24 protein-coding genes are annotated in these 24,931 nt (G+C 71.1%); 14 read left to right on the plus strand and 10 right to left on the minus strand.

From position 1 onward, the window contains the following. Positions 1–69 precede the first annotated feature (69 nt). The 3 genes from KIP79_RS49010 to KIP79_RS25130 all read left to right on the plus strand — a co-directional run bounded on the left by KIP79_RS49010 (position 70) and on the right by KIP79_RS25130 (position 3,392). A complete protein-coding gene (locus tag KIP79_RS49010) occupies positions 70–1,677 on the plus strand; it encodes an ATP-binding protein (protein ID WP_214107364.1) in 1,608 nt (535 codons plus the stop codon). Beyond that, the gene (locus KIP79_RS25125; RefSeq protein ID WP_214107365.1) at positions 1,674–2,345 is read left to right on the plus strand and encodes a response regulator; all 672 of its coding nucleotides are present in this window, start codon (positions 1,674–1,676) and stop codon (positions 2,343–2,345) included. Before KIP79_RS49010 ends, KIP79_RS25125 begins: the two co-directional genes overlap by 4 nt. A 258-nt stretch (positions 2,346–2,603) precedes the next feature. Beyond that, complete coding sequence (locus tag KIP79_RS25130) at positions 2,604–3,392, plus strand: SDR family oxidoreductase (RefSeq protein WP_250213785.1); 789 nt, start codon at positions 2,604–2,606, stop codon at positions 3,390–3,392. A 62-nt stretch (positions 3,393–3,454) separates the two neighbouring features. On the opposite strand, the gene KIP79_RS25135 is transcribed toward KIP79_RS25130, so the two are convergent. The 7 genes from KIP79_RS25135 to tkt form a co-directional block, all read right to left on the minus strand. After that, positions 3,455–3,856: an NUDIX hydrolase gene (locus tag KIP79_RS25135; RefSeq protein ID WP_214107367.1), complete on the minus strand. Its 402-nt coding sequence runs from the start codon at positions 3,854–3,856 to the stop codon at positions 3,455–3,457. Positions 3,857–3,902: 46 nt separating this feature from the next. Then, on the minus strand, positions 3,903–4,673 hold the full coding sequence (gene pgl, locus KIP79_RS25140; protein WP_214107368.1) for a 6-phosphogluconolactonase: 771 nt from the start codon (positions 4,671–4,673) through the stop codon (positions 3,903–3,905). Between the two features lie 119 nt (positions 4,674–4,792). Continuing rightward, positions 4,793–5,707, minus strand: coding sequence for a glucose-6-phosphate dehydrogenase assembly protein OpcA (locus KIP79_RS25145; RefSeq protein WP_308169879.1), 915 nt, complete (start codon positions 5,705–5,707; stop codon positions 4,793–4,795). Then, positions 5,704–7,224, minus strand: a complete 1,521-nt coding sequence (zwf, locus tag KIP79_RS25150) for a glucose-6-phosphate dehydrogenase (RefSeq protein WP_214107406.1) — start codon at positions 7,222–7,224, stop codon at positions 5,704–5,706. The genes KIP79_RS25145 and zwf overlap by 4 nt, the downstream gene beginning before the upstream one ends. Positions 7,225–7,345: 121 nt before the next feature. Further along, positions 7,346–8,959, minus strand: coding sequence for a phosphoglucose isomerase-related protein (locus tag KIP79_RS25155; RefSeq protein ID WP_214107369.1), 1,614 nt, complete (start codon positions 8,957–8,959; stop codon positions 7,346–7,348). Between the two features lie 2 nt (positions 8,960–8,961). Continuing rightward, the gene (tal, locus tag KIP79_RS25160; RefSeq protein ID WP_214107370.1) at positions 8,962–10,065 is read right to left on the minus strand and encodes a transaldolase; all 1,104 of its coding nucleotides are present in this window, start codon (positions 10,063–10,065) and stop codon (positions 8,962–8,964) included. Positions 10,066–10,079: 14 nt separating this feature from the next. Continuing rightward, entirely contained in the window at positions 10,080–12,182 is a 2,103-nt protein-coding gene (tkt, locus tag KIP79_RS25165; protein WP_214107371.1) for a transketolase, read from the minus strand. A 284-nt stretch (positions 12,183–12,466) separates the two neighbouring features. On the opposite strand from tkt, the gene KIP79_RS25170 reads away from it, so the two are divergent. After that, positions 12,467–13,375 (plus strand): heme o synthase, encoded by a 909-nt coding sequence (locus KIP79_RS25170; RefSeq protein WP_214107407.1) that lies wholly within the window; start codon positions 12,467–12,469, stop codon positions 13,373–13,375. A 55-nt stretch (positions 13,376–13,430) separates the two neighbouring features. Beyond that, positions 13,431–14,657, plus strand: a complete 1,227-nt coding sequence (locus tag KIP79_RS25175) for a PrsW family intramembrane metalloprotease (protein WP_214107372.1) — start codon at positions 13,431–13,433, stop codon at positions 14,655–14,657. Positions 14,658–14,738: 81 nt separating this feature from the next. On the opposite strand, the gene KIP79_RS25180 is transcribed toward KIP79_RS25175, so the two are convergent. Then, a complete protein-coding gene (locus KIP79_RS25180) occupies positions 14,739–15,047 on the minus strand; it encodes a hypothetical protein (protein ID WP_214107373.1) in 309 nt (102 codons plus the stop codon). 505 nt (positions 15,048–15,552) lie between these two features. Here KIP79_RS25180 and KIP79_RS25185 point away from each other — a divergent pair. From KIP79_RS25185 to KIP79_RS25195, 3 genes are read left to right on the plus strand one after another with little or no spacing between them, the layout of a single operon-like run. After that, on the plus strand, positions 15,553–15,891 hold the full coding sequence (locus KIP79_RS25185) for an ArsR/SmtB family transcription factor (protein WP_250213786.1): 339 nt from the start codon (positions 15,553–15,555) through the stop codon (positions 15,889–15,891). After that, on the plus strand, positions 15,888–16,364 hold the full coding sequence (locus KIP79_RS25190; protein WP_214107374.1) for an SRPBCC domain-containing protein: 477 nt from the start codon (positions 15,888–15,890) through the stop codon (positions 16,362–16,364). Before KIP79_RS25185 ends, KIP79_RS25190 begins: the two co-directional genes overlap by 4 nt. Continuing rightward, on the plus strand, positions 16,361–16,987 hold the full coding sequence (locus KIP79_RS25195) for a dihydrofolate reductase family protein (RefSeq protein ID WP_214107375.1): 627 nt from the start codon (positions 16,361–16,363) through the stop codon (positions 16,985–16,987). Before KIP79_RS25190 ends, KIP79_RS25195 begins: the two co-directional genes overlap by 4 nt. A 40-nt stretch (positions 16,988–17,027) precedes the next feature. Here the strand turns inward: KIP79_RS25195 and KIP79_RS25200 are convergent, their stop codons facing one another. Next, the gene (locus KIP79_RS25200) at positions 17,028–18,008 is read right to left on the minus strand and encodes a COX15/CtaA family protein (protein ID WP_308169880.1); all 981 of its coding nucleotides are present in this window, start codon (positions 18,006–18,008) and stop codon (positions 17,028–17,030) included. 95 nt (positions 18,009–18,103) lie between these two features. Between KIP79_RS25200 and KIP79_RS25205 the strand changes: the two genes are divergently transcribed. The 6 genes from KIP79_RS25205 to KIP79_RS25230 all read left to right on the plus strand — a co-directional run bounded on the left by KIP79_RS25205 (position 18,104) and on the right by KIP79_RS25230 (position 23,998). Next, a complete protein-coding gene (locus KIP79_RS25205; RefSeq protein ID WP_214107376.1) occupies positions 18,104–19,219 on the plus strand; it encodes an NAD(P)/FAD-dependent oxidoreductase in 1,116 nt (371 codons plus the stop codon). Further along, positions 19,216–19,482 carry a (2Fe-2S)-binding protein gene (locus tag KIP79_RS25210; protein ID WP_214107377.1) on the plus strand — a complete coding sequence of 89 codons (267 nt, stop codon included), beginning with the start codon at positions 19,216–19,218 and terminating at the stop codon, positions 19,480–19,482. The genes KIP79_RS25205 and KIP79_RS25210 overlap by 4 nt, the downstream gene beginning before the upstream one ends. 20 nt (positions 19,483–19,502) lie before the next feature. Then, on the plus strand, positions 19,503–21,335 hold the full coding sequence (locus tag KIP79_RS25215; RefSeq protein ID WP_214107378.1) for an FAD-dependent oxidoreductase: 1,833 nt from the start codon (positions 19,503–19,505) through the stop codon (positions 21,333–21,335). After that, on the plus strand, positions 21,328–22,215 hold the full coding sequence (locus tag KIP79_RS25220; protein ID WP_214107379.1) for a dihydrodipicolinate synthase family protein: 888 nt from the start codon (positions 21,328–21,330) through the stop codon (positions 22,213–22,215). The genes KIP79_RS25215 and KIP79_RS25220 overlap by 8 nt, the downstream gene beginning before the upstream one ends. Position 22,216: 1 nt before the next feature. Then, positions 22,217–23,209 carry a proline racemase family protein gene (locus KIP79_RS25225; protein ID WP_214107380.1) on the plus strand — a complete coding sequence of 331 codons (993 nt, stop codon included), beginning with the start codon at positions 22,217–22,219 and terminating at the stop codon, positions 23,207–23,209. Between the two features lie 111 nt (positions 23,210–23,320). Then, entirely contained in the window at positions 23,321–23,998 is a 678-nt protein-coding gene (locus KIP79_RS25230) for a GntR family transcriptional regulator (RefSeq protein ID WP_214107381.1), read from the plus strand. On the opposite strand, the gene KIP79_RS25235 is transcribed toward KIP79_RS25230, so the two are convergent. Next, positions 23,999–24,898, minus strand: coding sequence for an EamA family transporter (locus KIP79_RS25235; RefSeq protein WP_308169881.1), 900 nt, complete (start codon positions 24,896–24,898; stop codon positions 23,999–24,001). Between the last annotated feature and the right edge of the window lie 33 nt (positions 24,899–24,931).

The following is a 24,931-nucleotide window of genomic DNA, read 5'->3' on the forward strand; positions in this document are numbered from 1 at the left end:
CGACCCGGACGTTATACACGCCGCCCTATATTTCCGGCAGATGTCTGGGAAGGGGCAGGTGAGGAGCGAATGCGACGGCTGACGCGGCGGGTTGGCGACGCATCCCTCGGCACCCAGCTGTTCACGCTCCAGATGGTGATCGTCCTGCTCGCGGTCGGCGGCACGGCCACCGTCTGGGCCCAGCACACCCGCCGCCAGCTCGACGACCAGTACCGCCAGCGCGCCCTGGCCATCGCCCAGTCCGTGGCGGGCCTGCCCCAGGTCCGCGCGGCGTTCCGGGCGCCCCACCCGGAGGTGCTGCTCCAGCCGATCGCCGCCGAGGTGCAGGAGGCCACCGACGCGGACTACGTGGTCATCGCCAACCGGGACCAGATCCGGTACGCCCACCCCAACCCCCAACTGATCGGCAAGCGGCTGTCCACCGACGGCTCGGAGGTGCTGGAGACCGGCCAGACCTGGACCGGCTCGCAGACCGGCACGCTCGGCCGCTCGGTGCGCGGCAAGGCCCCGATCTTCGACGACGCCGGGCGGGTGATCGGCCTGACCTCGGTGGGGGTGCTGGAGCAGACGGTCTCCGACCAGCTCGGGGCCGCCCTGCCCCCACTGATCTGGACGGTGCTGGCGGTGCTGGTGGCGGGCCTGCTGGGGGCGGCGCTGATCGCCCGCCGGGTACGGCGGCAGACCTTCGGCCTGGAGCCCCGGGAGATCGCCGCCCTGCTGGAGCAGCGGGAGGGCGTGCTGCACGGGGTGAAGGAGGGCGTGCTCGCGCTCGACCTGTCCGGCAGGGTGACCCTGGCCAACGACGCCGCCACCGACCTGCTCGGCCTGTCCGCCGACGCGGTCGGCCGGGACCTGGCCGAGATGGGGCTCTCCGGCCGGGTACGCGACGTGCTCGGCGGCGACGACCCGGGGGAGGACCGCATCGTGCTGCACGGCGGCCGGGTGCTGGTGCTCAACCGCACCCCGGTCGAGGTACGCGGCCGGCACCGGGGCTGGGTGGTCACCCTGCGCGACCGCACCGAGCTGGTCCGGCTGGCCCGCGAGCTGGACGACGCCAGCTCCGCCACCGAGGCGCTCCGCGCGCAGGCCCACGAGTTCGCCAACCGCATGCATACCGTGGTCGGCCTGCTGGAGCTGGGCGAGTACGCGGCCGCCACCCGCTACATCACCCGCACCACCGAGGCCCACAGCCGGTACTCGCAGGAGATCAGGAGCCGGGTCGCCGACCCCACGCTGGCGGCGCTTCTGCTGGCCAAGGCGGCGGAGGCGGCCGAGCGCGGGGCCTCGCTGGTGGTGGCCGAGGAGTCGGGGGTGGCCGAACTGGACGATCCGCGGGACGCCGTGCTGGTGGTCGGCAACCTGGTGGCCAACGCCGTCGACGCGCTGGAGGGCACCGGGGGAGTGGTCGAGGTGCTGGTCCGCACCGACCAGGAGGGGCTGCACGTGCGGGTCCGCGACTCCGGCCCCGGCGTCACCCCGGAACTGGTCGAGGAGGTGTTCCGGGAGGGCTTCACCACGAAGATCGCCCAATCGGGCGCGCGCGGACTGGGCCTTGCCCTGACCCGGCAGACCTGCCTGCGCCGGGGCGGCTGGGTGCGCCTGCACAACGCCGGCGGCGCGGTGTTCACGGCCTTCCTTCCCATGCGCCAGGACGCCTTACAGGAGGCCGGGCGATGACCAAGACCGTCCTGGTCGTGGACGACGACTTCATGGTGGCCCGTATCCACGGCGGCTACGTGGCCAAGACCCCCGGGTTCGCCGTGGTGGGCACCGTGCACACCGGCCGGGCGGCCATCACGGCGGTGGCCGAGCGGGCACCCGACCTGGTGCTGCTCGACATCTACCTGCCCGACATGTCCGGCCTGGAGGTGCTGCGGACCATCCGGGGCGGCGCCCAGCCGGTGGACGTGCTCGTCATCACCGCCGCCCGGGACGTTGCCACGGTCCGCGCGGCCCTGCGCGGCGGCGCCGTCAACTACCTGATCAAGCCGTTCACCGCCGCCGCCCTGGCCGATCGCCTGACCCGGTACGCCGACACCTTTCGGCAGCTCACCGAGCTCGGCGCGCAGGCCGCCCAGGAGGACGTGGACCGCCTCTTCGGGGCCGCCCCCGGCCTGTCCCAGCTGCCCAAGGGGCTCTCCCCGGCCACCTGCGCGCTGGTGGCCGAGGCGCTCCGCCGTACCGGAACCGACCTGTCGGCCGCCGAGGCGGCCGCCCTCACCGGGCTGTCCCGGGTGAGCGCCCGCCGCTACCTGGAATACCTCTGCGCCGTCGGCCAAGCCGAACTCCGCCCCCGGTACGGCACCGCGGGCCGCCCCGAACACCGCTACCGGTGGATGCCCTGAGCCCTCGGACGCCCTGAGCCTTGGATGGCCTAAGCCTTTTGATGCCCTGAGCCTTGGATGCCCTGAGCCCCCGGTTGGGCTGGGTCCCCGGTTGGGCTGGGCCCCCGGTTGGGCTGGGCCTCCCACCCCGACTTGCCGGGAAAATGCGCCTTTGCCGACTTCCGGTTGGCATTACGGGTGATGTCGTGGAAACAGGGCGAATGCTCTGTTCGCCCCTTCCGCAGGCTTCACGATCCGGAAGGTGGGATGAGGATGTCCATGGGTTCCCAGACGGGTTCGGACCGGATGTCGCGGCCGCTGACCGGCCGGGTGGCGGTGGTCACCGGGGCGTCCAGCGGGATCGGGGAGGCGACCGCCGAACGGCTCGCGGAACTGGGCGCGACCGTGGTGATGATGGCCCGCCGGGCCGACCGGCTGGACGCACTGGTCGAGCGGATCACCAAGGGCGACGGCAGCGCGGTGGCGATGGCCGTCGACGTGACCGACACCATGGCCGTCCGCGAGGCGGCCCAGCGGGTGTCCGGCGAACTCGGCGACGCCGACCTGGTCTTCAACAACGCGGGCGTGATGCTCCCCGCACCGATCGAGGAACTCCACATCGACGAGTGGCGCCAGCAGATCGACCTGAACATCGGCGGCCTGATGAACATCATCGCCGCGTTCGTCCCCCAGCTGGTGCGCTGCGGCACCGAACGCGGAGTCGCCGACCTGATCAACACCGCCTCCATCACCGCCGAGAACATCCACCCCAACTTCGCCGTCTACTCCGCCACCAAGGCCTACGTCGCCCACCTCTCCCGCAACCTCCGCGTGGAGTTGGGCCCCAAGAACGTACGGGTGACCGCCATCGAACCCGGCATCGTCGGCACCGAACTCCAGGACCACGTCACCGACGAGGGCACCCTACGCTGGCTGGCCGAAACCAGAAAGTCAGTGGAATGGCTAACCCCAGAGGACGTGGCCCAGGTAGTGGGCTTCATCGCCTCACTACCACCCAGGGTCAACCTCCAACAGGTCACCATCATGCCCACGGCCCAGGGCAACTGAGCCCGATTTCGCCCCTTGCTGGTGGCTGTGCTGGAAGACCGTCTGAATCCTCAGCGCGGCAGTCACGGAGAGTCGGGGCCGCGCAGCCTGGAGAACCAGTCGGCGATCGATCGCTTGTAGCCCTGTGGCATTCGTAGGTTTTCCACCTCGTGTTCGCTGAACAGGGCTATCTGTTTGTGTTCGTGGCTGAGTACGGGTGGCTGGTCGGTGTCGACTGTGGCGCCGTAGGTCACGATCAATACGTCGGCGTCTTCGTGGATGTGGTACTGCCAGGAGTCCAAGATGGGGCCGATCTGAGCCTCCCAGCCGGTTTCTTCGCTGATTTCGCGTGAGAGGCAGGCCGGTGGGTCTTCGCCGAGTTCCAGTTTGCCTCCGGGTAGTTCCCATTCGTCGCGTTCGTTTCGTAGTAGCAGTACCTGACCAGCACGGACGATCACACCCTTCACCGATACGGGGAACCTCATCGGTGGGTGACCTCCCTTCGTTGGTTGCTGCGCCTGGGTGGGCGGGTCAGGGTGAGGCGATCCGGCCCAGGCCGGGGGGGATCTGGGCGGCTGCTGCGCGGTCCAGGAGAAAGAGGGTGCGCTGGCGGCCTCTGGCGCCCGCGCCCGGGGCCTGCAGGCGGCCGCCGGTGAGGGCCAGGTGGACGGCGCGGGCCTTTTCGGCGCCTGCGGCCACCACCCAGACCTCGCGGGCGGCCTGGATGGCGGGGAAGGTGAGGGAGACGCGGATGGGGGGTGGTTTGGGGGAGCCGTGTACCGCGACTACGGGGCGCTCCTCCTCATAGAGGGCGGGCTGGCCGGGGAACAGGGAGGCGACGTGGCAGTCGGGGCCCAGGCCGAGGAGGAGGATGTCGAAGAACGGGACAGGGCCGTGGTCCTCGGGGCGGGCGGCCTTGGACAGTTCGGCGGCGTAGGCGTCGGCTGCTTCCTCGGCCGTGAGGCCGGCGTCGGCGGGGGGCATCTCGTGTATCCGGGCCGGGTCCACGTCCACGTGGTCGAGCAGGGCCTCTCGGGCCTGGGTGGCGTTTCGGTCAGGGTCGCCGGAGGGCAGGAAGCGCTCGTCGCCCCACCACAGGTCCAGTGCGGGCCATTCGATGGCGTCCCGGGCGGGGGTGGCGGCGATCGCGGCCAAGGTGGCGATGCCCAGAGTGCCCCCGGTGAGCACGACGTGCGCGGGCCGGGCCGCCTGCACGTCCACCAGGCGGGTGATCAGCCGTGCCGCCACCGCCTCAGCCAGCACCGTGGCGTCCTTGTGCACCAGAACACTAGGGACACTCATCACCAAATCCTCCAAATTCCTGAAATTTCCTGCGAAAGCCATACGTGTTGGGATAAAACGGAAGGACCGGGCCCCTTCCGGTGGGTAGGGGGACCCGGTCCAAACGTTACGCCAGCCGGTTACGCCGGTGGCTGCTTCGACAGGTGGTGCAGGGCGTCGGCGTAGGTCTCGTCGGGATCCAGCCGGCGCAGCTCCTCGGCGATCAGGTCGGCGGTGGGACGGCGCGCCAGCGCCACCCGCCGGTCCGGCTGCCCCGGCCGGGAGAGCGTGGCCAGCCGCGCGTCCGACCGGGTGAGCGTCAGCTCCCCGCCCGGCTCCAGGCTCAGCCGCACCGCGGTGATCCCCGGCCCCGACGACTCGCCCACCCCGATGGGCGCCCCGAACCGCTGCGACAGCCAGGCCGACAGCAGCACCGCGCTTGGATGCCCGGGCGAGGCCTCCACGACGCCCGCCGTAACCCGGCCGATGGGCTGGTCGAACGCCGCCGCCAGCAGCGAGCGCCAGGTGGTGAGCCGGGTCCAGGCCAGATCGGTGTCACCCGGCACATAACCCGCGCAGCGCCCGGCGATCGCCCGAACCGGATCCGGCGAGGCGGCGGCGTCGGTGATCCGCCGGCCCGCCAGCTGCCCGACCTTGTCCTTGGCCGGGACCTCCGGGCAGAAGTTCGGCCACCACACCACCACCGGCGTGTCGGTCAGCAGCAGCGGGCTGATCACCGACTCGGCGTGCTGGGTCAGCTCCCCGTACAGGCGGAGCAGCACCACCTCGCCCGGCGAGGACTCGCCCACCCGCAACTCGGCGTCGAGCCGGTTCGGCTCGGCCGGGTCCCGGGCGATCACCACCAGGATGCGCGAGGGGTGCTCCCTGGCCGCGTCGGTGGCCGCCCGGACCGCGTCGTACTGCCCGGCCTCGTCGCAGACCACCACCAGGGTGAGCACCATGCCCACCGCGGGGGCGCCCATCTGGTGCCGGAGCCTGGTCAGCGTCGAGGAGATCTTCGACGCCGTGGTCTCGGTCAGGTTGAAGCTGGTCACAGCCGCCTCCAGACGCGCCCGTCCCGGGCCAGCATGGCATCGGCCGACGGGGGACCCCAGGTTCCGGACGGGTAGCCCTCAGGCCGGCCGTGGGTGGCCCAGTAATCCTCGATCGGGTCCAGGATCTGCCAGGACAGCTCCACCTCCCGCTGGTGCGGGAAGAGCGGCGGATCGCCGATGAGCACGTCCAGCAGCAGCCGCTCGTACGCCTCAGGAGAGCTTTCCATGAACGACTCGCCGTAGGCGAAGTCCATGGACACGTCCCGGACCTCCATCGCGGTGCCCGGCACCTTGGAGCCGAACCGCACCGTGATGCCCTCGTCCGGCTGCACCCGGATGACCAGCGCGTTCTGCCCCAGGATCTCGGTGTCGTCCTTGCTGAACGGCAGGTGCGGCGCCCGCTGGAAGATCACCGCCACCTCGGTCACCCGGCGGCCCAGGCGCTTGCCCGCGCGCAGGTAGAAGGGCACTCCGGCCCAGCGCCGGTTGGCCACCTCCAGCTTGATCGCCGCGTAGGTGTCGGTCTTGGAGTCGGCGGGGATGCCGTCCTCCTCCAGGTAGCCGATCACCTTCTCGCCGCCCTGCCAGCCCCCCGTGTACTGGCCCCGGGAGGTGCCCGTCTCCAGATCGTCCGGCAGCCGGACGGCCTTGAGCACCTTCTCCTTCTCCCGGCGCAGCGACTCGGCGTCGAAGGAGGTCGGGTCCTCCATGGCCACCAGCGCCAGCAGCTGGAGCAGGTGGTTCTGGATCACGTCCCTGGCCGCGCCGATGCCGTCGTAGTACCCGGCCCGGCTGCCGATGCCGATGTCCTCGGCCATCGTGATCTGGACGTGGTCGACGTAGCCGCGGTTCCAGATCGGCTCGTACAGGGTGTTGGCGAAGCGCAGCGCCAGGATGTTCTGGACCGTCTCCTTGCCCAGGTAGTGGTCGATGCGGAAGACCGAGCTCTCCGGGAAGACCGCGCTGGTGATCTCGTTGAGTTCGCGGGCGCTCCGCAGGTCGTGGCCGAACGGCTTCTCGATCACCACCCGGCGCCAGGAACCCTGCGGGCCCTGGGCCAGGCCGGTGCGCTTCAGTTGCTCCACCACGGTCGGGAAGAACTTCGGCGGCACCGACAGGTAGAACGCGTAGTTGCCGCCGGTGCCCCGGGTCCGGTCGATCTCCCTGAGCATCGACGCCAGCCGGTCGAAGGCGACGTCGTCGGTGAACTCGCCAGGGCAGAACTGGATGCCCTCCCTGATCTGCTTCCAGACCTCCTCGCGGAACGGGGTGCGCGCGTTCTCCTTCACCGCCTCGTACGTCACCTGGGCGAAGTCCTCGTGCGCCCAGTCCCGGCGGGCGAAGCCGACCAGCGAGAAGCCGGGCGGCAGCAGCCCCCGGTTGCCCAGGTCGTAGATGGCCGGGAGCAGCTTGCGGCGGGCCAGGTCGCCGGTCACCCCGAAGAGCACCAGCACACACGGCCCGGCCACCCGGGGCAGCCGCTTGTCGCGCGGGTCGCGCAGCGGGTTGCCCGCCATCGCCTCGGCCAAGGCGTCCAGCAGCGTCTCCGCCTCCGGTTCCTCCGCCGCGGCGGGCAACTCGACGGTCTCGACCGGGATCACCTTGGCCTGCGGTCGCTTCCGCTCACTCATTCCGGGTTCAGAGCTCCTCCGCCACCGAGAGCAGATGCGCGACTCCGGCCACGCGATCGGTCAGGTGCAACCGTACGGCGGGCCGGTTACGGGACCATAGCGCCCCGATGTCGCCCAGTGCCTGCGCCAGCTGGAGCCGGCCCAGCGTGTACGGCTTGCCCGGCACCGGCACGTCCTCCGCGACCGCCCCGGTGATCTGGAGGAAGACCCCGACCTGCGGCCCGCCCTTGTGGTACTGCCCGGTCGAGTGCAGGAACCGGGGCCCCCAGCCGAAGGTGACCGCGTGCGGCGTGCGGTAGTCCAGCAGCGAGCGCAGGGTCGCCACGTCGGCGGCGGCCCACGCCTCGGCCGTCTGCTCGAAGTCCCCGGAGCCGAGGCTGGCGGCGTCGAAGGCCGCCTCCCGGTCCAGGTACGCCATGATCGCCAGGTAGCCGCGCTCGGGGACGGCGTGCAGCAGCGCGGTCAGCACGTCGGCCAGGTTCTTCGGGTGTCCGGGCACCGTGCCGTACACCTCCACCGGGCCGTCCACCAGCAGCGGCGGGCCGAGGTCCGGGGACTCCTGGAGGATCTTGGCGGTGTTCTCCTTGGACTCGGCCACGTTCGGCTGGTCGAACGGGTCGATGCCGAGCACCCGCCCGGCGACGGCCGTGGCGTACTCCCAGACCAGGAACTGGGCGCCCAGCGGGCCCTCCACCCGGATGTCGCCCTCGCCGCCGATGTTCACCGCGAACTGGTCGCCGGCCTCGGCCGCCTCGGCCCCCACCACCGGCAGGATGCCCTTGCCCTGCTTGCCGGTGGACTCGGCGATCAGCTGCTCGATCCAGTCCGGCAGCCCGTTGATGTCGGAGAGGCTGTCGCGCAGGATCAGCTTGTCCCGCCCGGCCAGCGCCATCGCGCCGAGCAGCGCCCCCAGGTCGAGACCCGGGTTGCCCTCGTCCTGCGCCAGCAGCGGCTGCAACGCGGCGGCGTCGTCCAGCAGCCGTACCACGTCCGCCCCGGCCAGCGCGCTCGGCACCAGGCCGAAGGCGCTCAGCGCGCTGTAGCGCCCGCCCACGTTCGGGTCGGCCAGGAACACCTGGTACCCGGCCTCGGTCGCGGTCTTCTCCAGCGGTGAGCCGGGGTCGGTGACCACCACGATCCGGTCGGCCGGGTCGATGCCCGCCGCCCGGAACGCCTCCTCGTAGATCCGCCGGTGGCTGTCGGTCTCGATGGTGCCGCCGCTCTTGCTGGCCACCACCACCACCGTGCGGTCCAGGCGGTCGCCCAGCGCCCGCCTGACCTGGTCGGGGTCGGTGGTGTCCAGCACGGTCAGCGGGACGTCCTCGGTGGCGCAGATGACCTCGGGGGCCAGCGAGGAGCCGCCCATCCCGGCCAGCACCACGTGCTCCAGGCCCTCGGCCCGCACCCGTTCCACCAGCTTGGTGATCTCTGGGAGCAGCTCCCGGCTGGTCAGCGGCAGCGTCAGCCAGCCCAGCCGGATCTCCGCCTCGGGCTGGGCGTCCGGCCCCCAGAGGGTGGGGTCACCCGCGGCGAGGGCCGCGGGCACCCCCTCGGCGACCAGCTTCTCCCGGACGGCCGCCGTCGCCGCGGCGGCTTCGCCCAGGTGCACCTCAATGCTCATGATCAGGCCTTCCCCAGCTCCGTCTGGACCGTCTCGAGCAGTTCGTTCCAGGACACCGCGAACTTGTCGACGCCCTCGTCCTCCAGCACCTTCACCACGTCGTCGTAGTCGATGCCGATCTCCTTGAGCGCGGCCATGACGTTCCAGGCCTGCTCGTAGAAGGGGCGCACGGTGTCACCGGAGATACGGCCGTGGTCGGCCGCCGCGTTCAGCGTCTTCTCCGGCATCGTGTTCACCGTGCCGGCGGTGACCAGCTCGTCCACGTACAGGGTGTCCGGGTAGGCCGGGTTCTTGGTGCCGGTGGAGGCCCACAGCGGCCGCTGCGGCCGGGCCCCGGCCGCGCGCAGCGCCTGCCAGCGCGGGGTGTTCATGACCTCCTCGAAGGCCGCGTACGCCAGGCGGGCGTTGGCCACCGCGGCCTTGCCCTTCTGCGCCAACGCCTCCGGCGTCCCGAGCTTGTCGAGCCGCGCGTCCACCTCGGAGTCCACCCGGCTCACGAAGAACGAGGCCACCGACTCGATCCCGGCCAGGTTGAGGCCCTTGGCCTGGGCCTGCTCCAGGCCGGCCAGCCAGGCGTCCATGACCGCCCGGTACCGCTCCAGGGAGAAGATCAGCGTCACGTTCACGCTGATGCCCTCGGCGATGGCGGCGGTGATGGCGGGCAGGCCCTCCACCGTCGCCGGAATCTTGATGAACAGGTTGGGCCGGTCCACCAGCCACCAGAGCGCGCGCGCCTCGGCGATGGTGGCCTCGGTCTCCCGGGCCAGCCGCGGGTCCACCTCGATGGAGACCCGGCCGTCCACGCCGCCGGTGGCGTCGTAGACCGGGCGCAGCACGTCGGCCGCCCACCGGATGTCGAAGGTGGTGATGGCCCGTACGGCCTCGTCCACCGAGACCTTCCGGACGGCCAGGTCGTGCAGCTGGGTGGTGTAGGCGTCGCCCTTGCTGAGGGCGGACGCGAAGATGGTCGGGTTGGAGGTGACGCCGGAGACCCGCCGGTCGCGGATCAGCGCGGCCAGGTTCCCCGTGCGGAGGCGGTCCCGGCTGATGTCGTCCAGCCAGATGGACACCCCGAAGCCGGTCAGTCTGTTGAGAATCTCACTCATCTCAGATCAGTCCCCTAGTTCCCTGTGGTCTCGCCCTTGTCCGCGCCGGTCTTCGCGAGACTGCCCTTCGCCGCGGCGGCCACGCGCTCGGCGGTGAGGCCGAACTGCTCGTAGAGGGTCCGGTACGGAGCCGAGGCACCGAAGTGCTCAAGGCTCACGACCACTCCATCGTCACCCACGAACTCCCGCCAGCCCAGAGCGATTCCCGCCTCGACCGCGACCCTGGCCCGCACCGCCGGGGGCAGCACCTGCTGCTTGTAGGCCGCGTCCTGGGCCTGGAACCACTCCACGCAGGGCATCGAGACCACCCGGGTCGGGAAGCCCTGGGCCTCCAGCAGGTCCCGGGCGCCCAGCGCCAGCTCCACCTCGCTGCCGGTGCCGATCAGGATCACCACCGGCTGCCCGGTGGACGCCTCGGCCAGCACGTACCCCCCCTTGGCCACCTTGGCGACGTCGGCGGTGCCCTCGTACACGGGCAGGTTCTGGCGGGTCAGCGCCAGCGCGGCCGGGCGGTCGGTGTGCTCGAGCACGACGCGCCAGCAGGCGGCGGTCTCGTTGGCGTCGGCCGGACGGACCACGTCCAGGCCGGGAATGGCCCGCAGCGCCCACAGGTGCTCCACCGGCTGGTGGGTCGGGCCGTCCTCGCCCAGGCCGATCGAGTCGTGCGTCCAGACGTAGATGACCGGCAGCTTCATCAGCGCGGCCAGCCGGACCGCCGGGCGCATGTAGTCGCTGAAGACCAGGAAGGTGCCACCGTACGGCCGGGTGCCGCCGTGCAGCGCGATGCCGTTGAGGATGGCGCCCATGCCGTGCTCGCGGATGCCGAAGTGCAGCGTCCGGCCGTACGGGTTGCCGGGGAACTCGCGGGTCTGGAACTCCTCGGGGATGAAGGAGGGCTCCCCCTTCATCGTGGTGTTGTTGGACTCGGCCAGGTCGGCGGAGCCGCCCCAGAGCTCGGGCAGCACCGGGGCGAGCGCGGAGAGCACCTCGCCGCTGGCCTTCCGGGTGGCCATCGAGGCGCCGGGCTCGAAGCTGGGCAGCGCCTTGGCCCAGCCGTTGGGCAGCGAGCGGGTGAGCAGCCGGTCCAGGAGCGCGGCCCGCTCGGGGTTGGCCGCGCGCCAGTCGGTGAAGCCCTTGTCCCACTCGGCGTGCGCGGCCCTGCCCCGCTCGACCACCTCGCGGGAGTGGGCCAGCACGTCATCGGGGACGAAGAAGGACACGGCCGGGTCCATGCCCAGCACCACCTTGGTGGCGGCCACCTCGTCGGGGCCGAGCGCGGAGCCGTGGATCTTGCCGGTGTTCTGCTTGTGCGGGGCCGGCCAGCCGATGATGGTGCGCAGCCGGATGAACGAGGGGCGGTCGGTCTCGGCGCGGGCCGCCTCCAGCGCCCGGTCGAGCGCCTCGACGTCCTCCACATAGTCGCCGTTCCGCACCCAGTCAACGGTCTGGGTATGCCAGCCGTACGCCTCGTAACGCTTGATCACGTCCTCGGAGAGGGCGATCTGGGTGTCGTCCTCGATGGAGATGTGGTTGGCGTCGAAGACGACGGTGAGGTTGCCCAGGCGCTGGTGGCCGGCGAGCGCGCTGACCTCGTGGCTGATGCCCTCCTCGATGTCGCCTTCGGAGGCGATGCACCAGATGTGGTGGTCGAAGGGGGAGGTGCCGGGCTCGGCGTCCGGGTCGAACAGGCCGCGCTCCCTGCGGGCCGCCATCGCCATGCCGACCGCGTTGCCGATGCCCTGGCCGAGCGGTCCCGTGGTGGTCTCCACGCCGGCGGTGTGGCCGTGCTCGGGGTGGCCCGGGGTGATGCTGTCCCACTGCCGGAGCATTTCGAGGTCGTGCAGGCTCAGTCCGTACCCGGACAGATAAAGCTGAATGTAGAGCGTCAGGCTTGAATGCCCGCAGGAAAGGACGAATCTATCCCGGCCCACCCAGGTCGGGTCGGACGGGTCGTGCCGCATAGTTTTCTGGAAGAGAAGGTAGGCGGCGGGAGCAAGGCTCATCGCGGTACCGGGATGGCCGGAACCCGCCTTCTCCACCGCGTCCATCGCCAGGGCCCGCACCACGTCCACGGCCTGCCGGTCGAGGTCGGTCCACTCAAGGCTTGCGCTGCTCAACTGCTTTGATCCCCTCTGGTTTTCATGCCGGTTCTGGCAATTCCCGCCCACACGGGACCCTAACGGGTCGGCTGCCGTACCGTCCGGTAGGCTGCCCGCAATCCATTGCCCCCCACCCTGAGCAGCCCCGATGCTGACCCGATTCAGGGACCGACCACGCCCGGGGCTACAGTGAGTCCGCAATGGTGCCGGAGGCTGTCCGGAGATCCCGCTCTATCCAGAGGTTACGCGTTGACCCCGCACGTGCTGGAAGCGCCTTGACGGTGCTGACGAACAACCCAACGATGGCCCCCGTCGTGGCTCGCCGCACCGTCGGCGAGGTCGTCCGGGCCTATGTGGCGCTGACCAAGCCGCGGATCATCGAGCTGCTGCTGATCACCACGCTGCCGGTGATGTTCCTGGCCGCCCGCGGCCTGCCCGACTTGTGGACCGCCGTGGCCACCATGGTCTTCGGCACCCTCTCGGCGGGCAGCGCCAACGCGCTCAACTGTTACATCGACCGGGACATCGACGAGGTGATGCGGCGCACCCGGCGGCGGCCCCTGGCCCGCCACACGGTATCGCCGCGCGGAGCGCTGGTCTTTGGCGTGATTTTGGGGGTGCTTTCCACCCTCGGCCTCGGGTTGACGGTCAACTGGCTGGCGGCCGTGCTCGCCTTGAGCGCCATCCTCTTCTACGTGCTGGTCTACTCGCTGGTGCTGAAGCGGCGCACCCCGCAGAACATCGTCTGGGGCGGCATCGCCGGGTGCATGCCGGTGCTGATCGGCTGGGCCGGGATCACCGGCGAACTCTCCTGGGCCCCGGTGGCGCTGTTCGGGGTGGTCTTCTTCTGGACCCCGCCGCACACCTGGACGCTGGCCATGCGGTACCGGGACGACTACGCCGCCGCCGAGGTGCCGATGCTGCCGGTGGTGGCCACCGACCGGGAGGTGGTCCGCCAGATCATCGCCTACACCTGGGCCACCGTGCTCTGCTCGCTGCTGCTGTGGCCGATCGCCGACACCACGCCGCTCTACCCGGCCGTCGCCGCCGCGCTCGGCGGCATCTGCCTCTGGGAGGTGTACGCGCTGCGCCGCCGCCTGACCGCCGGCAAGACCGGGGTGGACCTGCGGCCGATGCGGTTCTTCCACTGGTCCAACGTCTACCTGGCGCTGCTTTTCCTGGCGGTCGCGGTGGACTCGCTGCTGGTGTGAATCTTCTGGCGTACCTACGGCGGACAAGGCGTGTGCCGTCGGTTACGCTCGCGTAATGGCGAGCCTTGATCCGCGCGCGGTGCTGAGGGAACGCCCGTCGGTCGGCCTCATCCTCGGTCTGGTCTTGGCGGGCATCTGCGCCCTGGTCTCCTTCTCCTTCGACATCCTCAACGGAGACCCGGTCCAGTTCTTCATCGCTCTGGTGCTGGCCATCGCCCCGGTGCCGCTGCTGCTGGCGGGCGTGCTCGCGCTGGACCGCATGGAACCCGAGCCGCGGAGCAATCTGATCTTCGCCTTCGCCTGGGGGGCTGGGATCGCGGTGCTGATCGCGGGCATTCTGAACAGCCTCAACCTGGTGTACCTGACCAATCAGATCGGCGACGGAGACACCGCCAAGGACTACGTGGCCACCTTCGGGGCGCCGCTGGTCGAGGAGACCATGAAGGGCCTGGTGCTGGTCGGGCTGCTCCGGTTCCGGCGGCAGGAGCTGGACGGGCCCACCGACGGCATCATCTACGCCAGCATGGTGGGGCTGGGCTTCGCGATGTCGGAGAACGTCAGCTACTACGTGGCGGCACTGGCCGAGAACGGCCCGGAAGGGCTGGCCGCCACGGTGGTGCTCCGGGGAGTGCTCTCGCCGTTCGCCCATCCGCTGTTCACCTCGTTGATCGGCATCGCGGTGGCGTACGCGGCGAATCGGCGGGGCGCGACGGGGGCGTGGATGATCGTGGCGGGCTGGATCGGCGCGATGCTGCTGCACGGGCTCTGGAACGGGTTCGCGTCCTTCGGGGGGTTCGGGGGGCTGGCGGTGGCGTACCTGATCCTGATGGGGCTGCTGTTCATCGAGCTGTGGGTGATCGTCCAGGACCGGAAGCGGATCGTCGGGCTGATCCAGTACTACCTGCCGCCGTACGAGGCGAACGGGCTGATCAACGCCTCCGACATCTTCATGCTGTCCTCGTTGCAGAAGCGGCGGCAGGCGCGGAGCTGGGCCAAGGCGCACGGCGGCAAGTCGGGGGCGCAGGCGATGAGCGACTACCAGCTGGCCGCCACCGAGCTGGGGCTGCTGCACGAGCGGGCCGTGCGGGGCGGGGTGGACGAGGCGGCCTTCCGGACCAAGCAGCGGGCGCTGGCCGAACTGATGGCCTACGCACGGGTGCACTTCCCGATCCCTGAGCGCCACCAGGAGGCCGCCTCCCGAGGTGTCCCGCCACCGGGGTACGCGCCCGGCGCACCACCGAACATCGTCCCGGGCCGCCCGTTCCCGCCCCCGCCGCGCTGATCGATCCCCGGTCGAAGCCCGCGGAGCTGCCACCCGTCGGGCCCCGGATCGGTGCTCAATTCATGTCACGAGCTTGGGCCGTCAACACCGCACTTTCCAGGTTGGCCCGTTAGCGTGATCCAGCCAGAGTCGCGTCCCCGTTGGGTCGATGCTCAGGCCGAATCGCTCGTACTTGGGGCTGCCCAGCGCGACCCATTGAAGATACGCGTCGGACACCTCGCTCCAGAGGCGCCGTTCACCGTACTGCGTCACCTGGGACTCGACCGCTCCCGGTTTGTGGTCACACGCCGCCCAGGAACCCTCGGCGGCGTGGTCGTCCAGCTCGTACAGCAAGACCGAATAGCCGGCCTCGTCGATCATGTCGTACCAGCCGACGCGGGGAGCCACCACAGCGCACAGCAGACGCGCACCCAGATCCGCTTCCCCGATGGTGCGCGGGTTGATCCTGGTCGTCGATTGGTCCGCCTCCTCCCAGGGCCTCCAGCGCAGCGCCTATCAACGCCCTCGCAGCCCGGCCGTAAACAGCCGCCGAGGCGAGTGCGGCGAACTCGCGGGCATACATGGCCACTTCCTTCGGCTGCGTGATCGTCAGGTATCCGGACACCAGTTCCACCGAAACCTGCCCGCGCCGTCCACCTGGCCCTCACCGGGGGCCGCTTGCAGGCCCCAGGGGCGGGCGCCAGAGGCCGCCAGCGCACCCTCTTTCTCCTGGACCGCGCAGCAGCCGCCCAGATCCCCCCGGCCTGGGCCGGATCGCCTCACCCTGACCGTCCCGGGGAGGCTGGATCGGCTCGATGTCGTCCTGCTCGTCCCGTGCTGGTGGCGGCGAGAGCCAGTCAACCGACTCGACACTTAGCCCTTGCGCTAACCATTGCGTCCCGAAATACTTAGCCTCATGGCACAGTATGAGGTGCAACTGGACGGCGTGTTCGTCGCCCTCGCCGACCCGACCCGGCGCGCCGTCGTCCGGCGCCTCGGCCACGGGCCCACGAGCGTCGGCGACCTCGCCCGCGAGTTCCCGATGACCCTCCCGTCGTTCATGAAGCACGTGCGGACGCTCGAATCGAACGGGCTCATCCGCACGGTCAAGTCCGGCCGGGTGCGTACCTGCGTGCTCAACCGCGAGCGGCTCGCCCTCGTCGACGATTGGCTCGCGGAGCAGCGCCGGATCTGGGAGGAGCGCACCGACCGCCTCGAACAGTTCGTCACCGACCCGAAGGAGAACCGCCAGTGAATCCCGACCTCGACCTCGGCCTGGAGCGGATCATCCGCGCCCCGCGCGTGACCGTGTGGAGCGCCTGGACCGACCCGTCCCGGCTTGAGCAGTGGTGGGTCCCGGCTCCGTCCCGCTGCCGGGTGGAGCGCCTGGAACTGCGGCCCGGAGGGGCGTTCGTGACGCGACTGAGTGACGACGGGGCCGAGTTCGTCCCGCACATGGACGCGTGCTTCCTCGCCGTCGATGAACTCGAGCGGATCGTGTTCACCAACGCGATCGACAGCACATGGCGTCCCACGAATCCCGCCCCGGTCGCGATGACCGCCACGATCACGCTGAACGATCATCCGGACGGCACGGACTACCGGATCGTCATCCGGCACGGCGACCCGGAGGCCCGTGCCCAGCACGAGAAACTCGGCTTTGCCGAGGGCTGGGGTTCGGTCGCCGGCCAGTTGGCTGCTTTCGCCGAGAGCATGGTCCCGCGATGAAGATCACTCTCACCGAGTTCGTCACCCTCGACGGGGTCAGCCAGGGACCCGGCTCGCCGGACGAGGACACCAGCGACGGCTTCACCCACGGCGGCTGGCTCGTGCCCCACATCGACGGGACGTTCGTCCAGCGCGCCTCCGACTGGCTCGACCTCGCCGACGGCCTGCTGCTCGGCCGACGCACCTACGAGGCGTTCGCGCGCGACTGGCCGAAGATCACCGACCCGGCCGATCCGTTCGCCGAGCGGATGAACACGCTGCCGAAGTACGTCGTGTCGAACACCCTCACCCAGGGGACCTGGCACCCCACGACCGTGCTCAAGGGCGATCCGGTCCAGACGGTCGCCGAGCTCAGGGCACGACCGGGACGGGAACTCCAGATCCACGGCAGCGCCCGCCTGGGCGACGCGCTACTGTCAGCGGGCCTGATCGACACGCTCCGCCTCGTGGTCGCGCCCACAGTGCTCCGGACCGGCCGGCGCCTTCTGGCCGGCCCAGGCGCCACCTCCGGTCTCCGTCTGACCCACCACGAGGCGACGCCGAACGGCCTGCTGCTCCTCGAATACGAGACGACAGGCCGGGCGCCCCTGGGCGAATACGAGGGCGTCACCGCCTTCGTCTAGGGCAGCGACGTCGACTCCACGTGACTGCCGCGCTGAGGATTCAGGCGGTCTGGACGGAGGGTGTCTGCTGGATCGGCGAGTCCGGTTCGTTCAGCGGGCCGCGGTCGCGCATCAGGAACACCACCCGGAGCGTGGAGATCCAGACCAGGGTCGAGCCGAGCACGTGCAGCGCGACCAAGGCGGCCGGGACGGCCAGGAAGTACTGGACGTAGCCCACCACGCCCTGGGCCAGTTCCACCCCGAACAGGATCAGCGCGGCCCGCCGGGCCAGCCCGGGGGCGTTGGTGACGTGCAGGGCGAACATCAGCGCGAAGGTCAGGCCGACCACGATCCAGACCGCGTCCACGTGCAGCCGGGTCACCGCCTCCAGGTCGAAGTCGAAGCGGGTGGCCGCCTCGTCGCCGGAGTGCGGGCCGGTGCCGGTCACCACCACGCCGGCCACCAGCAGCACCAGCACCGCGCCGACCAGCACGAAGCCGAGGGTGCGGATGTCCCGGTGGACGAGCCGCCGGGCGGGCGCGTCGCCCTCGCCTGAGCGGGCGTAGAGCGCGAAGGCCGCCGCGATCATGCCGATGGAGACCAGGAAGTGCACGCTCACCGTGACCGGGTTGAGCGCGCTGCGCACCACCAGGCCGCCCCAGAGCGCCTGGAAGAGCACGCCGGCGGGTTGCAGCGCGGCCAGCCGGAGCAGCGAGAGGCGGCGCGGGGTGAGCCGGAAGGCGGCCAGGAAGCAGGCCACGCCGACCGCGAGCACCAGGAAGGTGAGCATGCGGTTGCCGAACTCGATGGCCGTGTTGATCGGCGAGATCTCGGGGTGGGCGACGGGGATGAAGCTGTCGGGCGTGCACTTCGGCCAGGTGGGGCAGCCGAGGCCGGAGCGGGTCACCCGGACCGCCGCGCCGGTGACCGTGATCCCCGCGTTGACCAGCACTCCGGCAAGGGCCCATGCCCGCATGGTGCGGGAGGTGGCGGACCAGTACGAATGGTGGAAGGCGTAGAGCCGGGTCTGGAGGCGGTTCACGGCTCACATCGTAGGCGGACGGGTGGGCGGTCCCGTCCTTGACCTCTTGCCGCACCTCGTGGCATGTGACATTTTACTTTCAGGGGAGGTGAGACTTGCCGGACATCGTGGTCATCGGGGCTGGAGTGGTCGGTGCGGCCTGTGCCTATTACTTGTCCCGTGCCGGATATGCGGTCACCGTGCTCGACCGCGGGCCGATCGCGGGTGGCACCACCGGCGCCGGTGAAGGCAACATCCTTGTATCCGACAAGGAACCCGGCCCCGAACTGGATCTCGCCCTGCTCTCCGCGGGTTTGTGGTCATCTCTGGCGGATGAGGTGGGCGGGTTCGAGTACGAGCGGAAGGGTGGCCTTGTCGTCGCCGAGACCCCCGAGACGCTGACGGCGCTGACCACGCTCGCCGACCGGCAGCGGGCCGAGGGTGTCCGGTCGGCCGTGGTGGTTCCGGAGGAGTACGAGCCGCACATCGCCCGCGGCCTGGCCGGGGGCGTGCACTACCCGCAGGACGCCCAGGTCCAGCCCATGCGCGCCGCCGCTCGGCTGCTCCGGGCCTGCGGCGCCCAGGTCCGTACGGGGGTGCGGGTGACCGGTTTCACCAAGAAGGGGAGCCGGGTAAGCGGGGTTCGCACCGAGCAGGGGGATCTGTCCGCTGATGCCGTGGTCAACGCGGCCGGGACCTGGGCGGGGGAGGTGGCCGCGCTGGCCGGGGTCGAGTTGCCGGTGCTGCCGCGCCGGGGCTTCATCCTGGTCACCGAGCCGCTGCCGGAGCCGTTGATCCGGCACAAGGTCTACACGGCCGCGTACGTGGAGAACGTGGCCAGCTCCGATGCGGGCCTGGAGACCTCGGCGGTGGTGGAGGACACGCCCGCCGGGACCGTGCTGATCGGGGCCAGCCGGGAGCGTGCGGGCTTCGACCGGACCATGTCCTATCCCGTGCTGGCGCGGCTGGCCGCGCAGGCTGTGGCGCTCTTCCCGGTGCTGGCGGGGAAACAGGTCATCAGGGCCTATGGTGGGTTTCGGCCGTACTGTCCGGATCATTTGCCGGTGATCGGGCACGATCTGCGGGCTCCCGGGCTCTACCACGCCTGTGGTCACGAAGGGGCGGGCATCGGGCTGGCTCCCGCGACGGGGCTGCTGATCACGCGGCTGCTCGCGGGGGAGCGGCCCGAGGTCGATCCGTTCCCGTTCCGGCCGGAGAGGTTCGCGCGATGACCTTCGACACCGGCGCCGAGACGCGCTTCGAGATCAGCTTCGGCGGCCGGACGATCCCCGCCGCACCCGGCCAGACCATCGCCGCCGCCCTGTACGCCGCCGGCGTGCGCTCCTGGCGCACCACCAGGTTCGAAGGCAGGCCGCGGGGACTGTTCTGCGGGATCGGGGTCTGCTTCGACTGCCTGGTCATCGTCAACGGCACGGAGAACCTGCGCGCCTGCCTCACCGAGGCCCGTCCGGGCGACGAGGTGACGCCCGGATGAGATCCGATATGAGATCCGGCATGAGTTCCCCATCGAGCCCGCTTCCGAGCCCGCTTCCGAGCCCGCTTCCGAGCCCGCTTCCGAGCTACGACCTCGCGGTGATCGGCGGTGGCCCGGCTGGGATGGCGGCGGCGGGTACTGCGGCCCGAGCGGGCCTCCGCGTGGCGTTGCTCGACGGTGCGATCCGGCTGGGCGGCCAGTTCCACCGGCAACCCCCACCCGGTCACAAGCCCCGGAATAGCCGGAAATTTCGGCGTTTGGTGGAGGGGCTGGCCGGGGTGGACGTTCTGCTCGGTCACCAGGTTTGGGCCGTCGAAGGATCCGCCACGGCCCACTTCACCATCTACACGCAAGCCGCTCGCGCGGATGCGGTCCATGCGGAAGCCGCCAGCGCAGAGGCCGCCCGTGCGGATGCGACCGATACGGGAGCGACCCACGCGGGGGTGACTTACGAGGAGTCGGCCCACGCAGGGGTGACCGGCGCGGAGTCGGCCCATGCGGAGTCGGCCCATGCGGAGGCGGCCCATGCGGAGGCGGCCCATGCGGAGGCGGCCCATGCGGAGGCGGCTAACGCGGAGGCGGCTAACGCGGAGGCGCGCGGTCCCCTGCGGGCTCGGGCCCTGCTAATTGCGACTGGCGCGTACGACCGGGTGTTGCCCTTCCCCGGCTGGGACCTTCCCGGCGTGCTCACCGCGGGCGGTGCTCAGGCCCTGCTCAAGGGCAACGGTGTGGTGGCGGGGCGCCGGATCGTCGTGGCGGGGACCGGACCCTTCCTGCTGCCCGTGGCCACCGGTCTGGCCGCCGCCGGGGCCCGGATCGTGGGTGTCTTCGAGGCGAACAGCCGTACCGGACTGCTTCCGGCGCTGTTGAGAAACCCCGCCAAACTCGGCGAAGCCGCCGGGTACGCGCTGCGCCTGGCCCGGCACCGGGTGCCGTACCACGGTGGTCAGGCCGTCGTGGCGGCCCACGGCGGGGACGAGCTCACCCACGTCACCGTCGCCCGGCTCGACGCCGACTGGAAAGCGCTCACCACCCGCGACATCGAATGCGACACTCTCGCCACCGGCTACGGTTTCACGCCGCAGATCGACCTGGCCGTGCAGCTCGGCTGCGCCACCACCCATGACGCCGACGGCAGCCCAATCGTGGCGGTGGACGCCGGGCTGCGCACCTCCGTCCCCGGCGTGTACGCCGCCGGGGAGACCATCGGCGTCGGCGGCGCCGCCCTGGCCGAGCTGGACGGCGTCCAGGCGGCCCACACGATCATCGCGGACGCGGCCGACCAACCGGCCCCCGAACCGACCGCACAGGACTGGGCAAATCGGGACCGGCCAAGTCAGGACCGGCCAAATCTGGGCTGGGCAAATCGGGACCGGCCAAGTCAGGACCGGCCAAATCTGGGCTGGCCAAGTCAGGACCGGCCAAGTCAGGACCGGCCAAGTCGGGACCGGCCAAATCAGGACCGGCCAAATCAGGACCGGCCAAATCAGGATCAGGCGAAAAGGGACCGGGTGAAACGGCAGCGGGCGGAGGCGTTTGCGCGCCGGCTGCATGAGGTCTACCCCGTCCGCGACGGCTGGCGGGAGTGGCTGACCCCGCGCACGCTGATCTGCCGCTGCGAAGAGGTCCCGTACCAGGCGATCCTGGAAGCCGGAGACCTCGGCGCCGCCGACGCCCGCACGGTCAAACTGCTGGCCCGCCCCGGCATGGGCTGGTGCCAGGGCAGGATCTGCGGCTACCCGGTCGCCCGCCTGTGCGGGGAAGACCCGCGCCACCCCGGACGTCCCTTCGCGCACCCCCTACGTATGGCCGACCTGGCCCGGCTACTACCGCAGAGGACAAAGGATGAGTGAAAAGCCCTGGCGTGGCGTGATGGTGGCCACCGCCCTGCCGCTCCGCCCCGACCTGAGCGTCGACCACGACGCCTACGCCGAGCACTGCCGCTGGCTGGTGGCCAACGGCTGCGACGGCGTGGTGCCCAACGGCTCCCTGGGGGAGTACCAGACTCTCACCATCGAGGAACGCACCCGGGTGGTGGAGACGGCGGTGGCCGCGATCGGCGGGGACCGCGTCATGCCCGGCATCGCCGCCTACGGCGCCCTGGAGGCCCGCCGCTGGGCCGAGCAGGCCGGGAACGCCGGCTGCGCGTCGGTCATGCTGCTGCCGCCCAACGCCTACCGCGGCGACGAGCGGGCGGCGCTCGAGCACTACCGCATCGCCGCCCAGGCGGGCCTGCCCATCGTGGCCTACAACAACCCGATCGACACCAAGATCGACCTCATCCCGCCACTACTGGCCAGGCTGTACGCCGAGGGCCTGATCGTGGCCGTGAAGGAGTTCACCGGGGACGTGCGGCGCGCCTACGAGCTGGCCGAGCTGGCCGCCGGCCTGGACCTGCTGGCCGGGTCCGACGACGTGCTGCTGGAGCTGGCCGCCGCCGGGGCGGTCGGCTGGGTGGCCGGGTACGCCAACGCGCTGCCCGCCGCCTCGGTGGCCCTCTACCGGGCCGCGACGGCCGGGGACCCGGCCACCGCGCTGCCCCTCTACCGCGCCCTGCACCCACTGCTGCGCTGGGACTCCAAGACCGAGTTCGTCCAGGCCATCAAGCTCTCCATGGACCTGGCCGGACGCCAGGGCGGCGGCTGCCGCCCGCCACGGCAGCCGCTGCTGCCGACCCAGGAGGCCGCGGTGCGCGCCGCGACCGAGCAGGCGCTCGCGGGAGGACTACGCTGACATGCGGACCAGACGGGTGTTCCACGCCGTGGACTCGCACACCGAGGGCATGCCGACCCGGGTGATCACCGGCGGGGTGGGGGTGATCCCGGGGGCCACGATGGCCGAGCGCCGTGAACATTTCATGGCCAACCTGGACCATGTCCGCACCCTGCTCATGTACGAGCCGCGCGGCCACGCCGCGATGAGCGGCGCCATCCTGCAACCGCCCACCCGGCCGGACGCCGACTGGGGGGTGCTCTACATCGAGGTCTCCGGCTGCCTGCCGATGTGCGGCCACGGCACCATCGGGGTGGCCACTGTGCTGGTGGAGACCGGCATGGTGGAGGTGACCGAGCCGGTCACCGTCATCCGGCTGGACACCCCCGCCGGCCTGGTCACCGCCGAGGTGGCCGTCGAGGACGGCGCCGCCGTCTCGGTCACCATCCAGAACGTGCCCTCCTTCAGCGTGGCCCTGGACCAGACGGTCAAGGTGGCCGGGTTCGGGGAGGTCACCTACGACCTGGCGTACGGCGGCAACTTCTACGCCATCCTGCCCATGGAGGCGGTCGGGCTGCCCTTCGACCGGGCGTACAAGCAGCAGATCCTGGACGCCGGGCTGGCCATCATGGACGCCATCCCCGACCCGGTGCACCCGCTCGACCCGGGCATCCGGGGCTGCCACCACGTGCAGTTCCTGGCCCCCGGTTCGGACGCCCGGCTGTCCCGGCACGCCATGGCCATCCACCCCGGCTGGTTCGACCGCTCCCCGTGCGGCACCGGCACCAGCGCCCGGATGGCGCAGCTGCACGCCCGCGGCGAACTCCCCCTCGGCACGGACTTCGTCAACGAGTCGTTCATCGGCACCCGCTTCACCGGCCGCCTGCTCGGCGCGACCGAGGTGGCGGGTCGGCCCGCGGTGCTCCCCGCGATCACGGGCCGGGCGTGGATCACCGGTACCGCGCAGTATTTCGTGGATCCCCGTGACCCGTTCCAATCCGGGTTTCTGCTGTGACGACCTGGTGCCAGGCAACCGTTGTAGAAACGGTACGATCCCCCTTTGGTCATCGGTCCGGAAGCCCTTTCAGATGTCATGCTGACTGGGAGCACGTGGGTGAGGAGTGGGATGGCACGGGGAGCTGAAGGGCTCGGCCTGCCGGCTGTGGGGGAGCGGCTGAGCCTGCGCGAGCAGGTCGCCCAGGCACTGCGGGGCGCCCTGGTCGCGGGTGAGATGCGGCCGGGGGTGGTCTATTCCGCCCCTGTGCTGGCCGCCCAGTTCGGCGTGTCGGCGACCCCGGTCCGTGAGGCCATGCTCGACCTGGCCAAGGAGGGCCTGGTCGAGGCGGTGCGGAACAAGGGCTTCCGGGTGACCGAGATGTCCGAGCGGGATCTGGACGAGATCATGGAGCTCCGGCAGCTCATCGAGGTGCCCACCGTGTCCCGGCTGGCCGGGCAGGTCCCGGTCCCGGAGCTGGAGTCGCTGCGCCCGCTGGCCCGGGAGATCGTCAGCGCCGCCGAGCGCGGCGACCTGCTCACCTACGTCAACGCCGACCTGCGCTTCCACCTGGAGCTGCTGGGCCTGTCCGGCAACGCCCGCCTGGTGGAGGTGGTCCGCGACCTGCGCGCCCGCGCCCGCCTCTACGGGCTGCGCGGGCTGGCCGACAAGGGCCTGCTGGCGCACTCGGCCCGGGAACACCTCGACCTGCTGGACGCCCTGGTCCAGGGGGACTCCTCGGCGGTCGAGCATCTGCTGCGCCACCACATCCAGCACGTCAGGGGCATCTGGGCCAACCACCCGGAGTGATCACGTGCGGGTCGCGCCGATGGAGGCGATGACCACGCAGCCGATCGCCATCCACTCCCGCAGGTCCAGGATCTCGCCGAGGATGAAGAGCCCGGCCAGGGCGGCGGCGGCCGGCTCCAGGCTCATCAGGATGCCGAACACCCGCTTCGGCATGCGCCGCAGCGCCTCCAGCTCCAGCGTGTACGGGATCACCGACGAGAGCAGGCCGACGCCCAGCCCGAGCAGCAGGATCTCGGGCTGGAGCAGCCCGGTTCCGCCGGTGGCGACCCCCACCGGGGCGGTGATCACGGTGGCCACCACCATCGCGAAGGACAGCCCGGTGGTGCCGGGGAACCGCCCGCCCACCGCCGCCGACAGCACGATGTAGGCGGCCCAGAGCGCCCCGGCCAGCAGCGCGAACCCGATGCCCGCCCAGTTGGCCCCCGCCGCCTCACCCCAGGGCGCCAGCAGCGCGATGCCGGTGGCGGCCAGCGCCACCCAGAGCAGGTCCAGCCTCCGCCGCGAGGCCACCACGGCCACGGTCAGCGGGCCGAGGAACTCGATGGCCACCGCGACGCCGATGGGCAGCCGGGCCAGCGCCTCGTAGAAGGACAGGTTCATCAGGCCGAGGCTCACCCCGAAGGCGGTCCCGGCCAGCACGTCCCGCCGGTTCAGCCCGCGCAGCCGGGGCCGCGCGATGGCCACCAGCACCAGCGTGCCGGTGGCGATGCGCAGCAGCACCACGGCGCTGGGCGGCAGCACCGCGAACAGGTTCTTGGCCAGCCCGGCCCCCACCTGCACCGACAGGATCGCCAGCAGCACCAGCCCGGGCGGCGGCACCGCACCCGCGGCGGCCCGCATCGCCGCCCCGATCCGGAACCGGTACGGCCGAGCGGACCCGGAAACGGCATGGGCGGCCACGGGGGAACTCCTCTACTACTTGCACGGGGGCGG

Source organism: Acrocarpospora catenulata (assembly GCF_018476525.1).
GTDB lineage: Bacteria > Actinomycetota > Actinomycetes > Streptosporangiales > Streptosporangiaceae > Acrocarpospora > Acrocarpospora catenulata.